General features: G+C 32.0%; 16 protein-coding genes. 10 read left to right on the top strand and 6 right to left on the bottom strand.

All coding sequences use genetic code 11. The features are described from left to right. The first annotated feature begins 69 nt into the window (after window positions 1-69). The 5 genes from DG435_RS25135 to DG435_RS25115 all read left to right on the top strand — a co-directional run bounded on the left by DG435_RS25135 (window position 70) and on the right by DG435_RS25115 (window position 2,373). The gene (locus tag DG435_RS25135; RefSeq protein WP_106794806.1) at window positions 70-477 is read left to right on the top strand and encodes a TM2 domain-containing protein; all 408 of its coding nucleotides are present in this window, start codon (window positions 70-72) and stop codon (window positions 475-477) included. 80 nt (window positions 478-557) lie between these two features. Further along, window positions 558-881 (top strand): helix-turn-helix transcriptional regulator, encoded by a 324-nt coding sequence (locus tag DG435_RS25130; RefSeq protein ID WP_106794805.1) that lies wholly within the window; start codon window positions 558-560, stop codon window positions 879-881. 21 nt (window positions 882-902) lie between these two features. Further along, window positions 903-1,388, top strand: a complete 486-nt coding sequence (locus DG435_RS25125) for a DUF6428 family protein (RefSeq protein WP_106794804.1) — start codon at window positions 903-905, stop codon at window positions 1,386-1,388. Next, complete coding sequence (locus DG435_RS25120) at window positions 1,389-1,886, top strand: GNAT family N-acetyltransferase (protein ID WP_106794803.1); 498 nt, start codon at window positions 1,389-1,391, stop codon at window positions 1,884-1,886. It abuts the gene before it with no gap. A 58-nt stretch (window positions 1,887-1,944) separates the two neighbouring features. Next, window positions 1,945-2,373 carry an arsenate reductase ArsC gene (locus DG435_RS25115; RefSeq protein WP_106794802.1) on the top strand — a complete coding sequence of 143 codons (429 nt, stop codon included), beginning with the start codon at window positions 1,945-1,947 and terminating at the stop codon, window positions 2,371-2,373. 190 nt (window positions 2,374-2,563) lie between these two features. Here DG435_RS25115 and DG435_RS25110 read toward each other — a convergent pair whose 3' ends face one another. The 4 genes from DG435_RS25110 to DG435_RS25095 form a co-directional block, all read right to left on the bottom strand. Next, window positions 2,564-3,775, bottom strand: a complete 1,212-nt coding sequence (locus DG435_RS25110; RefSeq protein ID WP_106794801.1) for a mechanosensitive ion channel family protein — start codon at window positions 3,773-3,775, stop codon at window positions 2,564-2,566. A gap of 128 nt (window positions 3,776-3,903) precedes the next feature. Beyond that, window positions 3,904-5,712 carry a lysophospholipid acyltransferase family protein gene (locus tag DG435_RS25105; RefSeq protein ID WP_106794800.1) on the bottom strand — a complete coding sequence of 603 codons (1,809 nt, stop codon included), beginning with the start codon at window positions 5,710-5,712 and terminating at the stop codon, window positions 3,904-3,906. Window positions 5,713-5,765: 53 nt separating this feature from the next. Continuing rightward, window positions 5,766-7,019: an aspartate kinase gene (locus DG435_RS25100; protein ID WP_106794799.1), complete on the bottom strand. Its 1,254-nt coding sequence runs from the start codon at window positions 7,017-7,019 to the stop codon at window positions 5,766-5,768. A gap of 53 nt (window positions 7,020-7,072) precedes the next feature. Beyond that, window positions 7,073-7,552, bottom strand: a complete 480-nt coding sequence (locus tag DG435_RS25095) for a GNAT family N-acetyltransferase (RefSeq protein ID WP_106794798.1) — start codon at window positions 7,550-7,552, stop codon at window positions 7,073-7,075. Window positions 7,553-7,728: 176 nt separating this feature from the next. Between DG435_RS25095 and fbp the strand changes: the two genes are divergently transcribed. The 5 genes from fbp (at window position 7,729) to DG435_RS25070 (ending at window position 12,190) form a co-directional block, all read left to right on the top strand. Beyond that, complete coding sequence (gene fbp, locus DG435_RS25090; protein ID WP_024769912.1) at window positions 7,729-8,727, top strand: class 1 fructose-bisphosphatase; 999 nt, start codon at window positions 7,729-7,731, stop codon at window positions 8,725-8,727. A gap of 241 nt (window positions 8,728-8,968) precedes the next feature. Beyond that, complete coding sequence (locus tag DG435_RS25085; protein ID WP_024769913.1) at window positions 8,969-9,322, top strand: fructose 1,6-bisphosphatase; 354 nt, start codon at window positions 8,969-8,971, stop codon at window positions 9,320-9,322. Between the two features lie 18 nt (window positions 9,323-9,340). Beyond that, window positions 9,341-10,165 carry a hypothetical protein gene (locus DG435_RS25080; protein WP_024769914.1) on the top strand — a complete coding sequence of 275 codons (825 nt, stop codon included), beginning with the start codon at window positions 9,341-9,343 and terminating at the stop codon, window positions 10,163-10,165. Then, entirely contained in the window at window positions 10,152-10,646 is a 495-nt protein-coding gene (locus DG435_RS25075; RefSeq protein ID WP_024769915.1) for a Rab family GTPase, read from the top strand. Before DG435_RS25080 ends, DG435_RS25075 begins: the two co-directional genes overlap by 14 nt. Before the next feature lie 2 nt (window positions 10,647-10,648). Further along, window positions 10,649-12,190 carry an ATP-binding protein gene (locus tag DG435_RS25070; RefSeq protein ID WP_106794797.1) on the top strand — a complete coding sequence of 514 codons (1,542 nt, stop codon included), beginning with the start codon at window positions 10,649-10,651 and terminating at the stop codon, window positions 12,188-12,190. Window positions 12,191-12,224: 34 nt separating this feature from the next. Here DG435_RS25070 and DG435_RS25065 read toward each other — a convergent pair whose 3' ends face one another. Both DG435_RS25065 and DG435_RS25060 read right to left on the bottom strand, forming a co-directional pair. Further along, window positions 12,225-12,656: a TerB family tellurite resistance protein gene (locus DG435_RS25065; RefSeq protein WP_106794796.1), complete on the bottom strand. Its 432-nt coding sequence runs from the start codon at window positions 12,654-12,656 to the stop codon at window positions 12,225-12,227. Window positions 12,657-13,305: 649 nt separating this feature from the next. Further along, entirely contained in the window at window positions 13,306-13,569 is a 264-nt protein-coding gene (locus tag DG435_RS25060) for a hypothetical protein (protein WP_106794795.1), read from the bottom strand. Window positions 13,570-13,819 lie beyond the last annotated feature (250 nt).

Below are 13,819 nucleotides of genomic sequence, written 5' to 3'. Positions count from 1 at the left end.
GTTAATCTTCTGATTTTTAATTGATATTTTTTTGTAATTTTCTCCAAACTAATAAATCATTTTAACAACATGAGTGAAGAAAACAACAACCTAGGGGACGATATAAAAAAAGGAGCAGAAGAAGCGGCAGAAGCTGCAAAAGAATTTGCTAGTGATGCTAAAGAAGCGGCCAGTGATTTTGCAGAAGAGGCTAAGGAATTTGTTAATTCTACGGATAATAAAAAAGTTCTTGCAGGTATTTTAGCTATTTTTTTAGGATGGCTTGGAGTTCATAAATTCATTTTAGGATATCAAAAAGAAGGTTTTATTCTACTGGGAATAACTTTAATCTCATTTCCTCTAATGTGTTTAGGCATAGGAATATTAACTATTTACGTTCCATCAATTATTGGTCTTGTAGAAGGTATTATGTATTTAACAAAATCTGATGAAGAGTTTTATCAAACATATCAGGTTGGTAGAAAGCCTTGGTTCTAATAATAAAAGCTGGAAATTTTAACTTCTGGCTTTTTTATTTCATTTTGTTATCGTAATATTGCGATATTATAATACTGATTATGGGAATTACTAAGACGCAAATATTCGATCAACAACAAAATGAATTGGCACAGTTCTTCAAAATACTAGGGCATCCCGCACGTATTGCTATTCTTCAATATATCAGCAAACAAAACGCTTGTATATGTAATGATTTGGTTGAAGAAATAGGCTTAGCACAAGCTACAATATCCCAACACCTTAAAGAACTAAAAAGCATTGGATTACTTAAGGGAGAAATCGAAGGCAAAAGCATGTGTTACTGTATCGATATCGATCGATGGACTATTTTGCAAAAAAATCTAAACTCGTTTTTTAATACAACCAAAAAGAATTGTTGTTAAATATATTAATTACTAAAAATTATGAATACATCAGATTTTATATCACTATTAGCAGAACATCAAGATAAATCATTACTATTCGAATATGGCCCGGGAATGTTGGTAGGAACTAATTACCACATCACCGAAGTAAAACATATTACCGTAGATTCTGTAGATTGTGGTGCTGGTACCGATTTCTGGAAAGAGACTATTATTCAACTATGGGAGAGCCCAGGTGAATTAGGTAAATCAGAGTATATGAGTACTTATAAAGCTCTGGGGATATTAAGAAAGGTAGGAAAGATGAAATCTTATGAAATGGATGCGGTAGCAAAAATAGAATATGGAAATGCTATGTTTCATACTGCACAATTACACATTGCAGATTTTGAAATCAAAAATGATCAATTGATACTTAAACTTACTGTAAACCCCACAGACTGTAAAGCAAAAGAAGCTTGTGGAATTACAGAAAATAATGCTACAGAAGCTGATTCTTGCGCTCCGGGTAGTGGTTGTTGCTAGATGGACTCTACATTAAAAATAGCATATTTTACCCAAAAGGATTGGCCTGTAATCTCTGCAATCTATAAAGAAGGAATGGATACAGGAATTGCCACTTTTGAAACCCAAGTCCCTACATGGGAAACATGGGATGTTTCGCATATAAAATCGTGTAGAATTAAGGCAATCTCTAAAAATACTATTGCAGGTTGGGCGGCCTTATCCCCTACCTCAAAAAGAGAAGTATATAAAGGAGTAGCAGAAGTTAGCATTTATATAACATCAAAATATAGAAGTTTGGGTATAGGCAAATTACTTTTGTCCAAATTAATTGAGGAAAGCGAAAAGGCTGGATTCTGGACCTTACAAGCAGGCATATTTAGAAATAACAATGCAAGTATTGATTTACATAAATCTTTAGGATTTAGAGAAATAGGATATAGAGAAAAAGTGGCGAAATTAGATAATATCTGGCACGATAACACTCTTTTAGAACGAAGAAGTAAAATAATAATATAACCACAATAAACACCACAAATTCTCTTCAAAAAAGGGGATAATTAAAAACAAAACGCTTATGAATATTTTAGTATTATGCACAGGTAATTCTTGTAGAAGTCAAATGGCAGAAGGGTATTTAAAACACTTTGCCAAAGACAACGCAACTATTTATAGTGCGGGAGTAGAAACACATGGAGTAAATCCCAGAGCAATAGCTATTATGAAGGAAGATAGCATTGATATCTCTACTCATACTTCTAATAATCTCGATGAATATCTAGATGTGCAATTTGATTACATTATTACTGTATGCGATAATGCCAAAGAAAGATGTCCTTTCTTTCCTGGTAAGGCAGAAAGATTACACTATAATTTCTTTGACCCATCAAAAGTAGAAGGTACAGAAGAAGAAATTCATACTGCATTTACAAAAACCAGAAATCAGATTAAAGAATATTGCAAAGATTTTGTAGAAAAAAATATACTGAAAACAGTATCTAAATAAATACAACCTGGGTCCTGATAAGATTTCCTAAACAAGCATCTTGAAGGTTGTATTTGTCTGAATAACTAAAAAAGATCGCACAAAAATTAATTTTTGTGCGGTTTTCATTTATAAAACCTTCTTAGATAACATAAATCATGTTTAAAAAATATTTTTATATTCTACTTACGATTAGAAAAATAAAAATCCACTATTTTTCTACCTTAAATCCAGGTTTTATATAATTATCGGGAACATTCTCTGGTGGTACAGTCAATACATTCCCATCTCTTATCGCCTGATAATGAGGTGACAATATTTCGATTTCGGCATGATGAAGTTCATTCTTTAAATTCTCATGTAGCATCGAATAAATCAATGTTGATTTTTCGGGATTTTTGGTGTATGCATTAATTTCATAGCTTACATAAAAATCATCAAGGCTTTTAATCAAGACAAATGGTGAAGGATCTGGTAAAATCAAGTCTGTTTTTTTTGCCCCTTCGACCAAAGCTTTCAATACATTATTACTTGAGACATCATATCCAATAGTAACCGAAGTATGTAATATAATTCCAACATCATCAATAGCATTTTTACTAAAATTAACAATGTGGTTTCCCAAAATAGACGAATTGGGAATAGTAATATCTAAATTTTTAATAGTTTTTACTCGTGTTACCAATAGGCTCCGATCTGTGATATCTCCAATGGTCTCTCCTATTTGCACGCGATCTCCTACTTTAAATGGTCGCATATATGTAATTACAATACCTGCTACAATATTAGAAATAGCAGAGGTAGATCCCAAAGAAAATAACACCCCGAAGAAGATAGATACTCCTTTAAATGCTGGAGAATCTGAGCCTGGTATATATGGGAAAATTATAATTACCGCAAAAGCAATAATAATAACTCTTAGAAGATTAAATGTTGGGCGTGCCCAATCTGCATGAAATCCCTCTAATCTAACCGCCTCTTGTTCCAATTCATTGGTTACATACTTCAAAAAGCGAAGTAAATATTTAGTAATAAAGAAAATAACAACGATAAAAAACAAATTAGGAATAAACCCAATAATGCCATCATACAGAAATAATAATGGTTTTTTTATATATCCTAAAACAGTATCTGCATATACTTTGGTTTGTGGAACCAAACTGAACATAAAAGGAAGATATAAAATCAAAAAGGCAATACTGACAGTTATTCTAAATAACCTAATTACAATCTTGAGAATATGCCGTTCTCTTCTTGGAGTGATAAACTTAAAAAATTGAATAGCTTTATTACTACTAAAAAAAATATTGGTCTCTAGTGCACTAGCCTTCTTTTGCAACCATCTAAAAATCCTACGCATTACATAGAAGAAGAATAAAATCCCAACAAGGGCAATAGCAAAATATACGTATTCAATAACCATAACCTAGCAAATTAAGTCAATTCGAAACACTACTGAAGTTACTTTAATTTTTGCTTTTTTTAAAGACTAAAGGAGAAAAAGTTATCAAGAAAATCGAATCTTAAAAATAATATATGATAATGAGAATTTTATTTATCACCGTTTTTAAAATACTTCTGTTCTAATTCTGCCTGAAATTCTTCCATAACAGGTTTTACAGTGCTATCGGGGAGATCGGCGATACGAATATACATCAAACCATCAACCGCATTATTAAATAACGGATCAACATTAAACGCTACTACTTTAGCATTTTGCTTAATATATTTTTTAATTAAAACCGGAATACGAAGACTTCCTGGTTCTACTTCGTCGATAATTTTATCAAATTTATTGAGATCACTTTTACTTTCATCAAAAACGAAATCTTTATCAGCATCTTTTAGCTTTACCTTAAATTCCTTTTTAGGTCTAACATATTGTGCTACATAAGGATCATAATAATGCGATTTCATAAACTCTATCATCAGAGATTTAGAAAAATTACTGAATTTATTACTAATACTAACTCCACCTATAAGATACTTATGCTCTGGAAAACGAAGTGTACAATGTACTATACCTTTCCAAAGTAAAAATAATGGCATAGGACGTTGTTGGTATTCTTTAATAATAAAAGCTCTACCCATCTCGATAGATTCATTCATCATTTTATGTAATTCTGGTTCAAATCTAAATAAATCCTGAAGGTAAAACCCATCAATACCACGGTTAGCATAAATCTCTGAACCCATACCCATACGATATGCTCCAGCCATTTTTTTGGCTTGGTTATCCCATAAAAACATATGATGGTAATATTCATCAAAAGGGTCCAGATCTAACGAATTATTAGTACCTTCTCCAATTTCTCTAAATGTAATCTCTCTAAGCCTTCCTATTTCATGAACCACATTTGGGATATGCTTTTTCTTTGCCAGAAAAACTTCATAATTCTTACTAATCAATAATCGCTTATCATGATCTCTACAATATTGTAACTCTACTTCTATTGCATTGATATTTCCTTCAACAGCTATTTCTTTAGGTGATTTTGGTAATTTTAAATTTTGAGGAATCGATTCTCTTAATGTCTTTTTTTCAAAAGGATTTGCTAGCATATACGTTTTCTTTCGCAAGAAATTCGTAAAATCTTCAAGATCAGTATGTTCCTCTTGATCCTTTACTGATACCGGGTTACCAATCCGTACTTTAATTACTTTATTTTCCTGAGAAAAAAGTTCACTCGGTAATTTGGCTGTTTGTAAGATACTACTTACAGATGCCAAACGATAAAAAAGCCTGCTATTACGAGCATGAAAATATATAGGGATTACAGGAACCTTTGCTTTTTGAACCAATCTCATCGCACTCGGTTCCCAAGGCTTGTCTACATAATTCTTACCTTCTTTAAAAGTAGATACTTCTCCTGCCGGAAAAATACCTAGTGGTTTGCCCTCTCTAAGATGTAAAATAGCCTCTTTGATTCCTTTATGACTAGACTTTGCTTCTTTTCTATCCTCAAAAGGATTGACAGGCATAACATAAGGTTCTAATGGTTTAAAACTATGTAACAAAAAATTTGCAATAATTTTATAATCAGAACGATGCTCTACCATTAATTTTAGTAATACTCCGCCATCAAGTCCTCCTAGTGGATGATTTGATAATGTAATAAATGGACCTTCTTTGGGTAATCGTTTTAAATCTTCTGCCGGAATTTCAAAAGTAACTCCATATAAGTCAAGGGTCTTACTTATATACTCTAGCCCTTCTAAATGGCTAAGTTTATCATACTGTCGATTTATTTTTGATATTCGGGTAACCTTAAGAAGCACCCAACCAATAAAGGTGCCTATAAAACCAAGTTTATCCATTTTGAGCCCTGCGGCTACTTCTCTTGCTGTGACTATAGGCATTAAATACAATTTGTGCTAACTGCAAATATAGCAAAATCCTTGAATTGATATCACTAATCTCGGGATACCATTTGATAAGTCTCTCTGGTTATTTGTTTTAGCAAAATATCTTTATTTTTTTCTAAAGAGGTAATAGCTTCATTTGTAAAGTGTCTAATCGTAAATAAGGACACATTTGTATTATAAGTAACTTTAAATTTTGCTTTAAGTTTACCTAAAAGTTTTTCAAAATGATCAAACTTATCGTCAAGACATACCGAAAAGCTAATTGCAGAATTTTGAATAAGATCTACTTTTATATGATATTGATGAAAAAGGCTAAAGATTTCACTAATATTATTTTCAACAATAAATGAAAAATCCAAAGAAGAAAGTGAGACTAAAACCTGATTTTTCTTTACAATATAACAAGGCAAATGAGGATCTAATGGTTGCCCCTTCTTTACAGAAGTCCCTTGATCAACAGGGTTAAGAAACGATTTAACATATAGTGGTATTTCTTTGCGCTGTAAAGGTTGAATCGTTTTTGGATGAATTACAGATGCTCCATAAAAAGCAAGTTCTATAGCTTCTTCATAAGAAATGTGAGACAATAATTGAGTTTTATCAAATACCCTGGGATCTGCATTAAGGACACCAGGCACATCTTTCCAGATACTTACACTATCTGCACTTAAACAATATGCTAAAATCCCGGCGGTGTAATCACTCCCTTCCCTACCCAAAGTAGTAGTGAAATTATTCTCATCAGATCCAATAAACCCCTGAGTAATACTAAGGCTATTTTTATTAATCTTTTGGAGTATCAAGTCTTGGGTAGTTTCCCAATGTACTTCGGCGTCTCTATAAATCGTATCTGTTTTAATAAAATCACGTGCATCTAACCACTCATTTTGATATCCTTTGTGATTTAGGTACTCGCTTACAATAGTTGTTGAAATTAACTCTCCATAGCTTACTATTTGGTCATAGACATAATCATATTGAGTTGACTTATTTCTATTCAATGTTGTTTGCATGTCTAGTAAAAGTCCTTCAATTCTATTAAAAACAGGATGTTGTTTGTTTTCAAAAAGTGTTTCTAGAATTTCGTTATGATAGATCTCCAGATCCTGAAGTGATGTTTTGAGTTCTTTACTATTGTTAATATATAATTCAACAATATGTTCTAAAGCATTGGTTGTTTTTCCCATTGCAGATATAACAATAACTAGATTAGAAAACCCTGTTTTCTCTAGTACATTGAGTACATTTTTTACCCCATTAGCATCCTTTACAGATGCACCTCCGAATTTAAAAACTCTCATTAACCAAGTGTTTCTTTAATAATAATAAATTAGATGATGTTATTTTGAAAGCATTATGATTCTGATACAAATTTATTAACCCCATCCTGATCCATTTGAACCAAGTACCAATCTTTTAAAAGCTTTGCTCCGCTTTTTTCATAAAAATCAATAGCAGGAGTATTCCAATCCAAAACAACCCACTCTACTCTTCGTACTCCTTTTGATTTAGCGTATTTTAATACTTCTTTGTATAATGCACTACCTAAACCAGTTCCTCTCATAGATTTTTTAACAATAAGATCTTCTAAGTGAACAGAGCGTCCCTGCCAGGTAGAAAATCTATAATACACCAAGGCTATTCCTACTATTTCATCCTTTACCTCGGCAACAAAACAATGAAAAAGTGGATGATCACCAAAGCCCTCACGTATAAGTTCTTCAACAGTTATTTCGACCGCATCAGGCTCTTTTTCAAAAATTGCCAATTCCTGGATTAGACTCAGTACTTGAGTCATATCTTCTTCCCTGGCATCTCTAATCACATAATTCATAAAAAAAAGTTTATCAAAACTATAAAATATGTATTAGAAATCAGACAATTTTCTAATGTTATGCAATCACATTATGTGTTTTTACAATTCTTAATGAACTTTAATAATTAAAACTCCCGAAAACGTTATAGTTGCCTAAAAAATAATACTTTTGCAGCAAATAAAATTCACCATAAATGACAAGAAGAAATCAAACCCTAGGAGAATTTATCATAGAGAATCAAAATGATTTTCCGTATGCAAGCGGAGAGCTTTCTCGTTTGATCAACTCAATTCGATTAGCTGCAAAAATGGTGAATCATGAGGTAAATAAAGCAGGGTTAGTAGATATTACAGGGGCTGCCGGAGAAACCAATATACAAGGTGAGGATCAGCAAAAACTAGATGTTTTGGCTAATGAGACCTTTATCAACACCCTTACAAATAGAGAAATTGTATGTGGGATTGCTTCAGAAGAAAACGATGAATTCATTACTATAAAAGGGCAAAAAAACGACCATCGCAATAATTATGTGGTTCTTATGGACCCTTTGGATGGAAGTTCTAATATAGACGTTAATGTTTCTGTAGGAACCATTTTCTCGATCTATCGCAGGATAACACCTACGGGAACTCCCGTAACTCTGGATGATTTTTTACAACCCGGTAATTTACAAGTGGCAGCAGGATATATCATTTATGGAACCTCTACTATGCTTGTATATACTACAGGTCATGGTGTTAATGGTTTTACATTAAACCCTGCATTAGGAACATACTACTTATCACATCCAAATATGAAATTTCCGGATAACGGAAGTATATATTCGGTAAATGAAGGAAACTATATTCATTTCCCACAAGGAATTAAAGATTATATCAAATATTGCCAAGAAGAAAAAGAGGATCGCCCATATACTTCTCGATATATTGGTTCTCTGGTAAGTGATATTCACCGTAATATGATAAAAGGAGGTATATATATGTATCCAAATACTTCAAAATCTCCTAATGGAAAACTTCGTCTTTTATACGAGTGCAATCCTATGGCTTTTATAACCGAGCAAGCAGGTGGTAAAGCTAGTGATGGATATAGACGAATTATGGATATTAAACCAACTCAGCTACATGAACGTACTCCCTTTATTTGTGGTAGTAAAAATATGGTTGAAAAAGTAGAGTCATTTATGAAATAAGTCTAAATAGACCAAAATAACCTTATTTTTTACTATCCTTGTATATCGAATATTTGTATTTTTATAAAACTTCGTATACCCTCACCCCAAATTTAAAAGTAAAACGTACAACACAATCTTTTTAAAAGAATAGGATTTTGAATTGATGAGATTAACATTATCGCCATTATAGCGACTTTTTTAACGTTTTTATGTTAATTTTACGTAAGTTCAAAATTAAGAATCTAATAAACCGATTAAAATGGCTAAAGAAAATAAAGCTGTTGAAGAAAAAGTTGCTGATGACCCTTCTTCAAAAATAGAAGCAATAAAGAATCTAATCTTTGGGGAAAATATTGCTGCTTATAATTCAGAGTTTGAAAAAGTAAAAAAAGAAATTACTTCAAAAAAGAAAGAACTTGAAGACTTTATCGATGATACGCGTAAAGAGCTAAATCAAGCAATTGACAATCTAAGTACAGATATAAATATCAGAATCACCGAATTAGAAGATAATCTAGCTGATAAAACTGATATGCTGGATACCAAAAAAGTTGATAAAAAAACGCTGGGAGATCTTCTTATCAACCTTGGTGAAAAAATCAACCAAAAATAATCCAATCTATCCAAAATTATGGAAGAGCAGGATAAACTTAAAATTCTTAAAGAACTTCTTTTTACAGAAGAACACGAATTTGCTGACTCCATTGCTCAAAAGGTTGATGATTTAACCAAAATTGTTCATCAAAAAAAAGAACTCTCCCATAAAGTTGATCCTATTATTGATGATAAACTAGAGGAATTCGTACAGGAAATCCCTAAAACCTTAGGACCAACTATTACAGAAACGTTACGAGAAGAAATTAAGAACTCTCAAGATGCCGTGGTAGAAGCTTTATTTCCTATCATTGGTAAAATGATCAAGAAATACATCGCTCATGAAATGAAATTACTGAGCGAAAACATCAGTAGAAAAACAAAAAAAGCCTTTTCCTTTAGAAACTGGTTTCGTAGAACTAAAGCCAAGGTTCAAGGAGTTAGTGATGGTGACCTTGCGATTACAGATTATGCAAAACCAAGGCTAATCCAAATGTTTGTTATCGAAAAAAACTCTGGCATATTACTTGCAGATTACAGTCCGTTATCAGAAGGGACCATAGATAAAGAAATGGTTGCCGGGATGCTTACAGCAATAAAAAGTTTTGTTGAAGATGCTTTTGAAGGAGGAAATCAAAATTTAGAGCTCATAGAATATGAATTGTATACTATACACATACAAAATTTTTATTCTTATTATGTAGCCGCTGTGATTTCTGGAGCATATACTATGATGTTTAAGGAAGTTCTGGAAGATCAAATTATAGATTTTGCCAAGAATAATATTTCTAGCAACGATTTAGAAAACAGTACCATTTTTACTAAAAAATTAAAAAAACATTTTGCAGATGAAATTGTCTAAAAAAGTAGTCCTTTTAGGACACTTTGGTGTCGGAAAAACGTCTCTATTCAGACGTTTTATGGACAACGAATTTTCTGAAGAATACAAGGTAACCCTTGGAGTCCAAATAAAAAAGAAAGTGATACAACTGCCCGATGGTAGAGAGTTATCTATGATCATCTGGGATACAGAAGGGCATTCTATTAGCATAGAAGATACCCGAAAATCATACCTTCTGGGATCACACGCCTTTATTTATGTCTTTGATCTTACCAGAGAAGAAACATATGCAACCCTTACTAAGGATCTCGAATACCTTAAAGAAAACTACATAAAAGTACCCGCCAGAGTATTAGGTAATAAACTCGATCTGGTTAATGAAAAAGAAATTAGAAGTCAGCTTACAGCAAAAAATATTCCTTTTGATGGTCTAACCAGTGCTAAAACAAATAAAAATGTCGAGAGTTTCTTTTTAGATTTAGCAGATGAAATAACCAAGTGAGTATGACAAAACATCAGAACGACCATTCGCAATTTAATCCACAAGTACAAATTATCCATGTTACTTATGATAGTATTATTACAGAAAGTGATACTACTTTTTTTAATTGGAAAAAAGGCACACTAATTTTTGATGCTCATCCCTTTTTTGAAATCCTGCGAGAATTTGAAAAAAACACCTCTTCTGATAAAAAAGCATTAAACTTCCCTTGTATTCATCTAGAAGATGGAGAAACAGAAAAAATTTGCGACATCACACTTACTCTTGAAAAAGAAGAAATCATAATTATTCTTTTTGATTATACAGGAAAATATAAAGACCTGAATCAAATAGCACAACAAAAAAATGAATCCATTTTATTAGCCAAAGAACTCGAACTTAAGAACAAATATCTTCTGGAAAAAGAAGAATTTAAAAATAGTTTTATTGCTAATATCAATCATGAGATAAGAACTCCTCTCACAAGTATATTAGGATTTGTAGAAGTCCTGGAGAAAACCAAACTAACTTTCGAACAAGAGGAACTTGCCAGAATTATAAAAAGAGAAAGTCTTCATCTTAATGCACTTATAGATGATATGGTTGATCTGTCTAAAATAGAATCTGGTAAACTAAAAATTGTAGAAGAACGTTTCGCTTTTTACAGTTTAATGGATGGGTTTCGTGAGTCTTATTCTAAGGTAGCCGAAGAAAAACAAGTTACTTTTGAAACTAATATAGATCCCAGCATTCAGGAATATCTTATCGGAGACAGAACCAGGATATATCAGATTTTAAATAATATCCTGACCAATGCTTTTAAATTTACCGAAGAAGGAAAGGTTATTCTTTCGGTAACCAAAAATTATCAACGTACCAATAAGCTAAGTCTTAATTTTAAAATTGAAGATACCGGGATTGGTATCATGGAAGAAAACATCCCCTATCTTTTTGAGCGATTTACTCGTTTTGATCACGACAAACGAATTTCTGGCACAGGACTTGGGCTAGCAATAGTAAAAAACCTGGTAGATCTCTTAAACGGAGAAATAAAGGTAACCAGTGAGCCCGAAAAAGGGACTACATTTAATATAAAGCTTCCATTTAAGTTTGAGATCATAAAAGCAGCTCCAGAACGAAAGAAGAAAAAATACACATTACCAAAAAGTGCAACCAAATATAGAATCCTGGTAGTAGAAGATGAAGAAATAACACAATACCTAATTATGAAGGTATTGATCTCGCAAGGTAACTTTTTTGTCGACATTGCTATTAACGGCGAAGAGGCTATTAATTATATAGAACGACGCAAGTATGACTTGATTTTAATGGATCTTACCGTTTCTAAAATCGATGGGTATCAGGCCACGCATATGATTCGAAACAATTATGGAGATAAATTTATTTCTGAAGTACCTATTATTGGTTTTTCTGGAAAAGCCAATGATGCAGCCAGGGATAAATGTATACGATCCGGAATGGATGACTTTATAGCCAAACCCTTCGAGCAAGAAGAATTGATTTATAAAATCACAAAACAAATAGCAAAAAAGGCAGCCGATTAAGCTGCCTTTTTTTATGATTTAAAATAGATCCTTATTATCTATTCATATTTTTAACCTCTTCTTCAAAAGTATCGCTGTCTACTCCCTGATCAACCAAGTTTAAGGCTTTATCAACAATGTATTTTGCATTTGCTGGATTAAATCCTAGCCCAATACTCAGTTTTTCTAATAAAACTACCTGCCCTTCACCTTTTACATGGTCTGCATAAACCATTCTAGACAAATCATACAATCGCTCAAGTCTTCTTTCGTAACTTGTAGGAGGATTAATAGGATGTGTACTATAATCTTTTAAAATTTCTTTGTAATCATTCTCAGAAATATCCAGTCTGGTGGCTAATCTATCCAAAAAAGCCTTCTCTTCGTCAGTAATCACTCCATCACTCATTGCTATTTTTACAATTGCTGCAAAATGGTCCTGGTTTCTTTTCTGAAATCCGCTATCAAATAAATCAGATATTGACATTGTATACTTTTGTTTAATTTGCCGCAAATATAACTAAACTATATACCTTTTAAAATTAATAATTGTCATTTTTTAGTTTAAATCCTCATTATGTAATAGAAAATCTATTACACCTCGAAACTATAGCGAATTTGACAAAAAACAATCACCACCCTACTCTATCTCACAACGTATCTTAAACATTCAAAAAACATATATCTGGACTAAAACATTCTAACAATGATTTTAAATTTAGTTGTATTGGGATTATTAATCAATTCTTTAGAAAAAATCTGAGTACCCTATCTTTCCCTTGACTCATTTACAAAAAACCAATTTCCGTAAACTCCTGTTATTATTGACTTTACAGATATTTTAAATTTTTGGCACGGCAATTGTTTATACTATATCCAAAGAGATATTAATAATTTAAAAATCATAAAATATGAAAACTTTATACGTTAAATTCGGATTAAACTTTAAACCATTTATTAATTTTATAAAACAACTACCTGCTTCTTCTAGTTATGCTATACACAGATAAGCCATGAGAAGATATAAGATAGTACCACTCTTATCGAGGTCGGTACATAAAATGTAAAAAAGCGAGGTAATTTTGATCTCGCTTTTTGTTTTTTATAAGCTATACTGTTGGTTTATATAAAAATTATTAATTCTTATCATCAATAGTAAAAATAACATCTATTAATTGATCTCTTGTTAAATCAGTATTCTGTGAGTTTAACATATTTTCGAATTGTTGTTTTAATTCCCCCTTTAAAACACCGTTTCTATCCATCACAGCAAATGATATTAGTTCTTCAAGTTGATGCATTTCTTCCTTGGTAAGTTTACATTTTTTTGACACTCCTCCCCAGCGATCTTCTTTACATTTTGCTCTAAACTCTCTAATTTTGTCCTCGATCTTATCCATTTTTTATGGTTTAGAATTGTTTTTCATGATATTCTCACAAATCCAATATGAGCAATTTACCGAATAAAACCAAAAACAGCCACATCCTTTTACAAACGTGACTGTTTTTACTGTATTTCTTACTGTTGTTGATCACTCATACCCTATCAATCTTGTCTTGTCCTGAAATAGGTTTACACAAAAGTGTAATATAATGGATAGATATTCAAAAACTTATTCAACAAAATGGCAGAATAGGTATAGTGAAGAA

Source organism: Aquimarina sp. Aq78, assembly GCF_900299525.1.
Classification (GTDB): domain Bacteria; phylum Bacteroidota; class Bacteroidia; order Flavobacteriales; family Flavobacteriaceae; genus Aquimarina.
The sequence above is the reverse complement of the archived record's forward strand: the minus strand, read 5'-3'. Positions and strand labels throughout refer to the sequence as shown.

What these genes read in the sequence shown, in the direction of transcription:
- DG435_RS25135 (WP_106794806.1), top strand. Translation starts at nt 70, where the DNA reads ATGAGTGAAGAAAACAACAACCTAGGGGACGATATAAAAAAAGGAGCA.
- DG435_RS25130 (WP_106794805.1), top strand. Translation starts at nt 558, where the DNA reads ATGGGAATTACTAAGACGCAAATATTCGATCAACAACAAAATGAATTG.
- DG435_RS25125 (WP_106794804.1), top strand. Translation starts at nt 903, where the DNA reads ATGAATACATCAGATTTTATATCACTATTAGCAGAACATCAAGATAAA.
- DG435_RS25120 (WP_106794803.1), top strand. Translation starts at nt 1,389, where the DNA reads ATGGACTCTACATTAAAAATAGCATATTTTACCCAAAAGGATTGGCCT.
- DG435_RS25115 (WP_106794802.1), top strand. Translation starts at nt 1,945, where the DNA reads ATGAATATTTTAGTATTATGCACAGGTAATTCTTGTAGAAGTCAAATG.
- DG435_RS25110 (WP_106794801.1), bottom strand. Translation starts at nt 3,775, where the DNA reads ATGGTTATTGAATACGTATATTTTGCTATTGCCCTTGTTGGGATTTTA.
- DG435_RS25105 (WP_106794800.1), bottom strand. Translation starts at nt 5,712, where the DNA reads ATGCCTATAGTCACAGCAAGAGAAGTAGCCGCAGGGCTCAAAATGGAT.
- DG435_RS25100 (WP_106794799.1), bottom strand. Translation starts at nt 7,019, where the DNA reads ATGAGAGTTTTTAAATTCGGAGGTGCATCTGTAAAGGATGCTAATGGG.
- DG435_RS25095 (WP_106794798.1), bottom strand. Translation starts at nt 7,552, where the DNA reads ATGAATTATGTGATTAGAGATGCCAGGGAAGAAGATATGACTCAAGTA.
- fbp (WP_024769912.1), top strand. Translation starts at nt 7,729, where the DNA reads ATGACAAGAAGAAATCAAACCCTAGGAGAATTTATCATAGAGAATCAA.
- DG435_RS25085 (WP_024769913.1), top strand. Translation starts at nt 8,969, where the DNA reads ATGGCTAAAGAAAATAAAGCTGTTGAAGAAAAAGTTGCTGATGACCCT.
- DG435_RS25080 (WP_024769914.1), top strand. Translation starts at nt 9,341, where the DNA reads ATGGAAGAGCAGGATAAACTTAAAATTCTTAAAGAACTTCTTTTTACA.
- DG435_RS25075 (WP_024769915.1), top strand. Translation starts at nt 10,152, where the DNA reads ATGAAATTGTCTAAAAAAGTAGTCCTTTTAGGACACTTTGGTGTCGGA.
- DG435_RS25070 (WP_106794797.1), top strand. Translation starts at nt 10,649, where the DNA reads ATGACAAAACATCAGAACGACCATTCGCAATTTAATCCACAAGTACAA.
- DG435_RS25065 (WP_106794796.1), bottom strand. Translation starts at nt 12,656, where the DNA reads ATGTCAATATCTGATTTATTTGATAGCGGATTTCAGAAAAGAAACCAG.
- DG435_RS25060 (WP_106794795.1), bottom strand. Translation starts at nt 13,569, where the DNA reads ATGGATAAGATCGAGGACAAAATTAGAGAGTTTAGAGCAAAATGTAAA.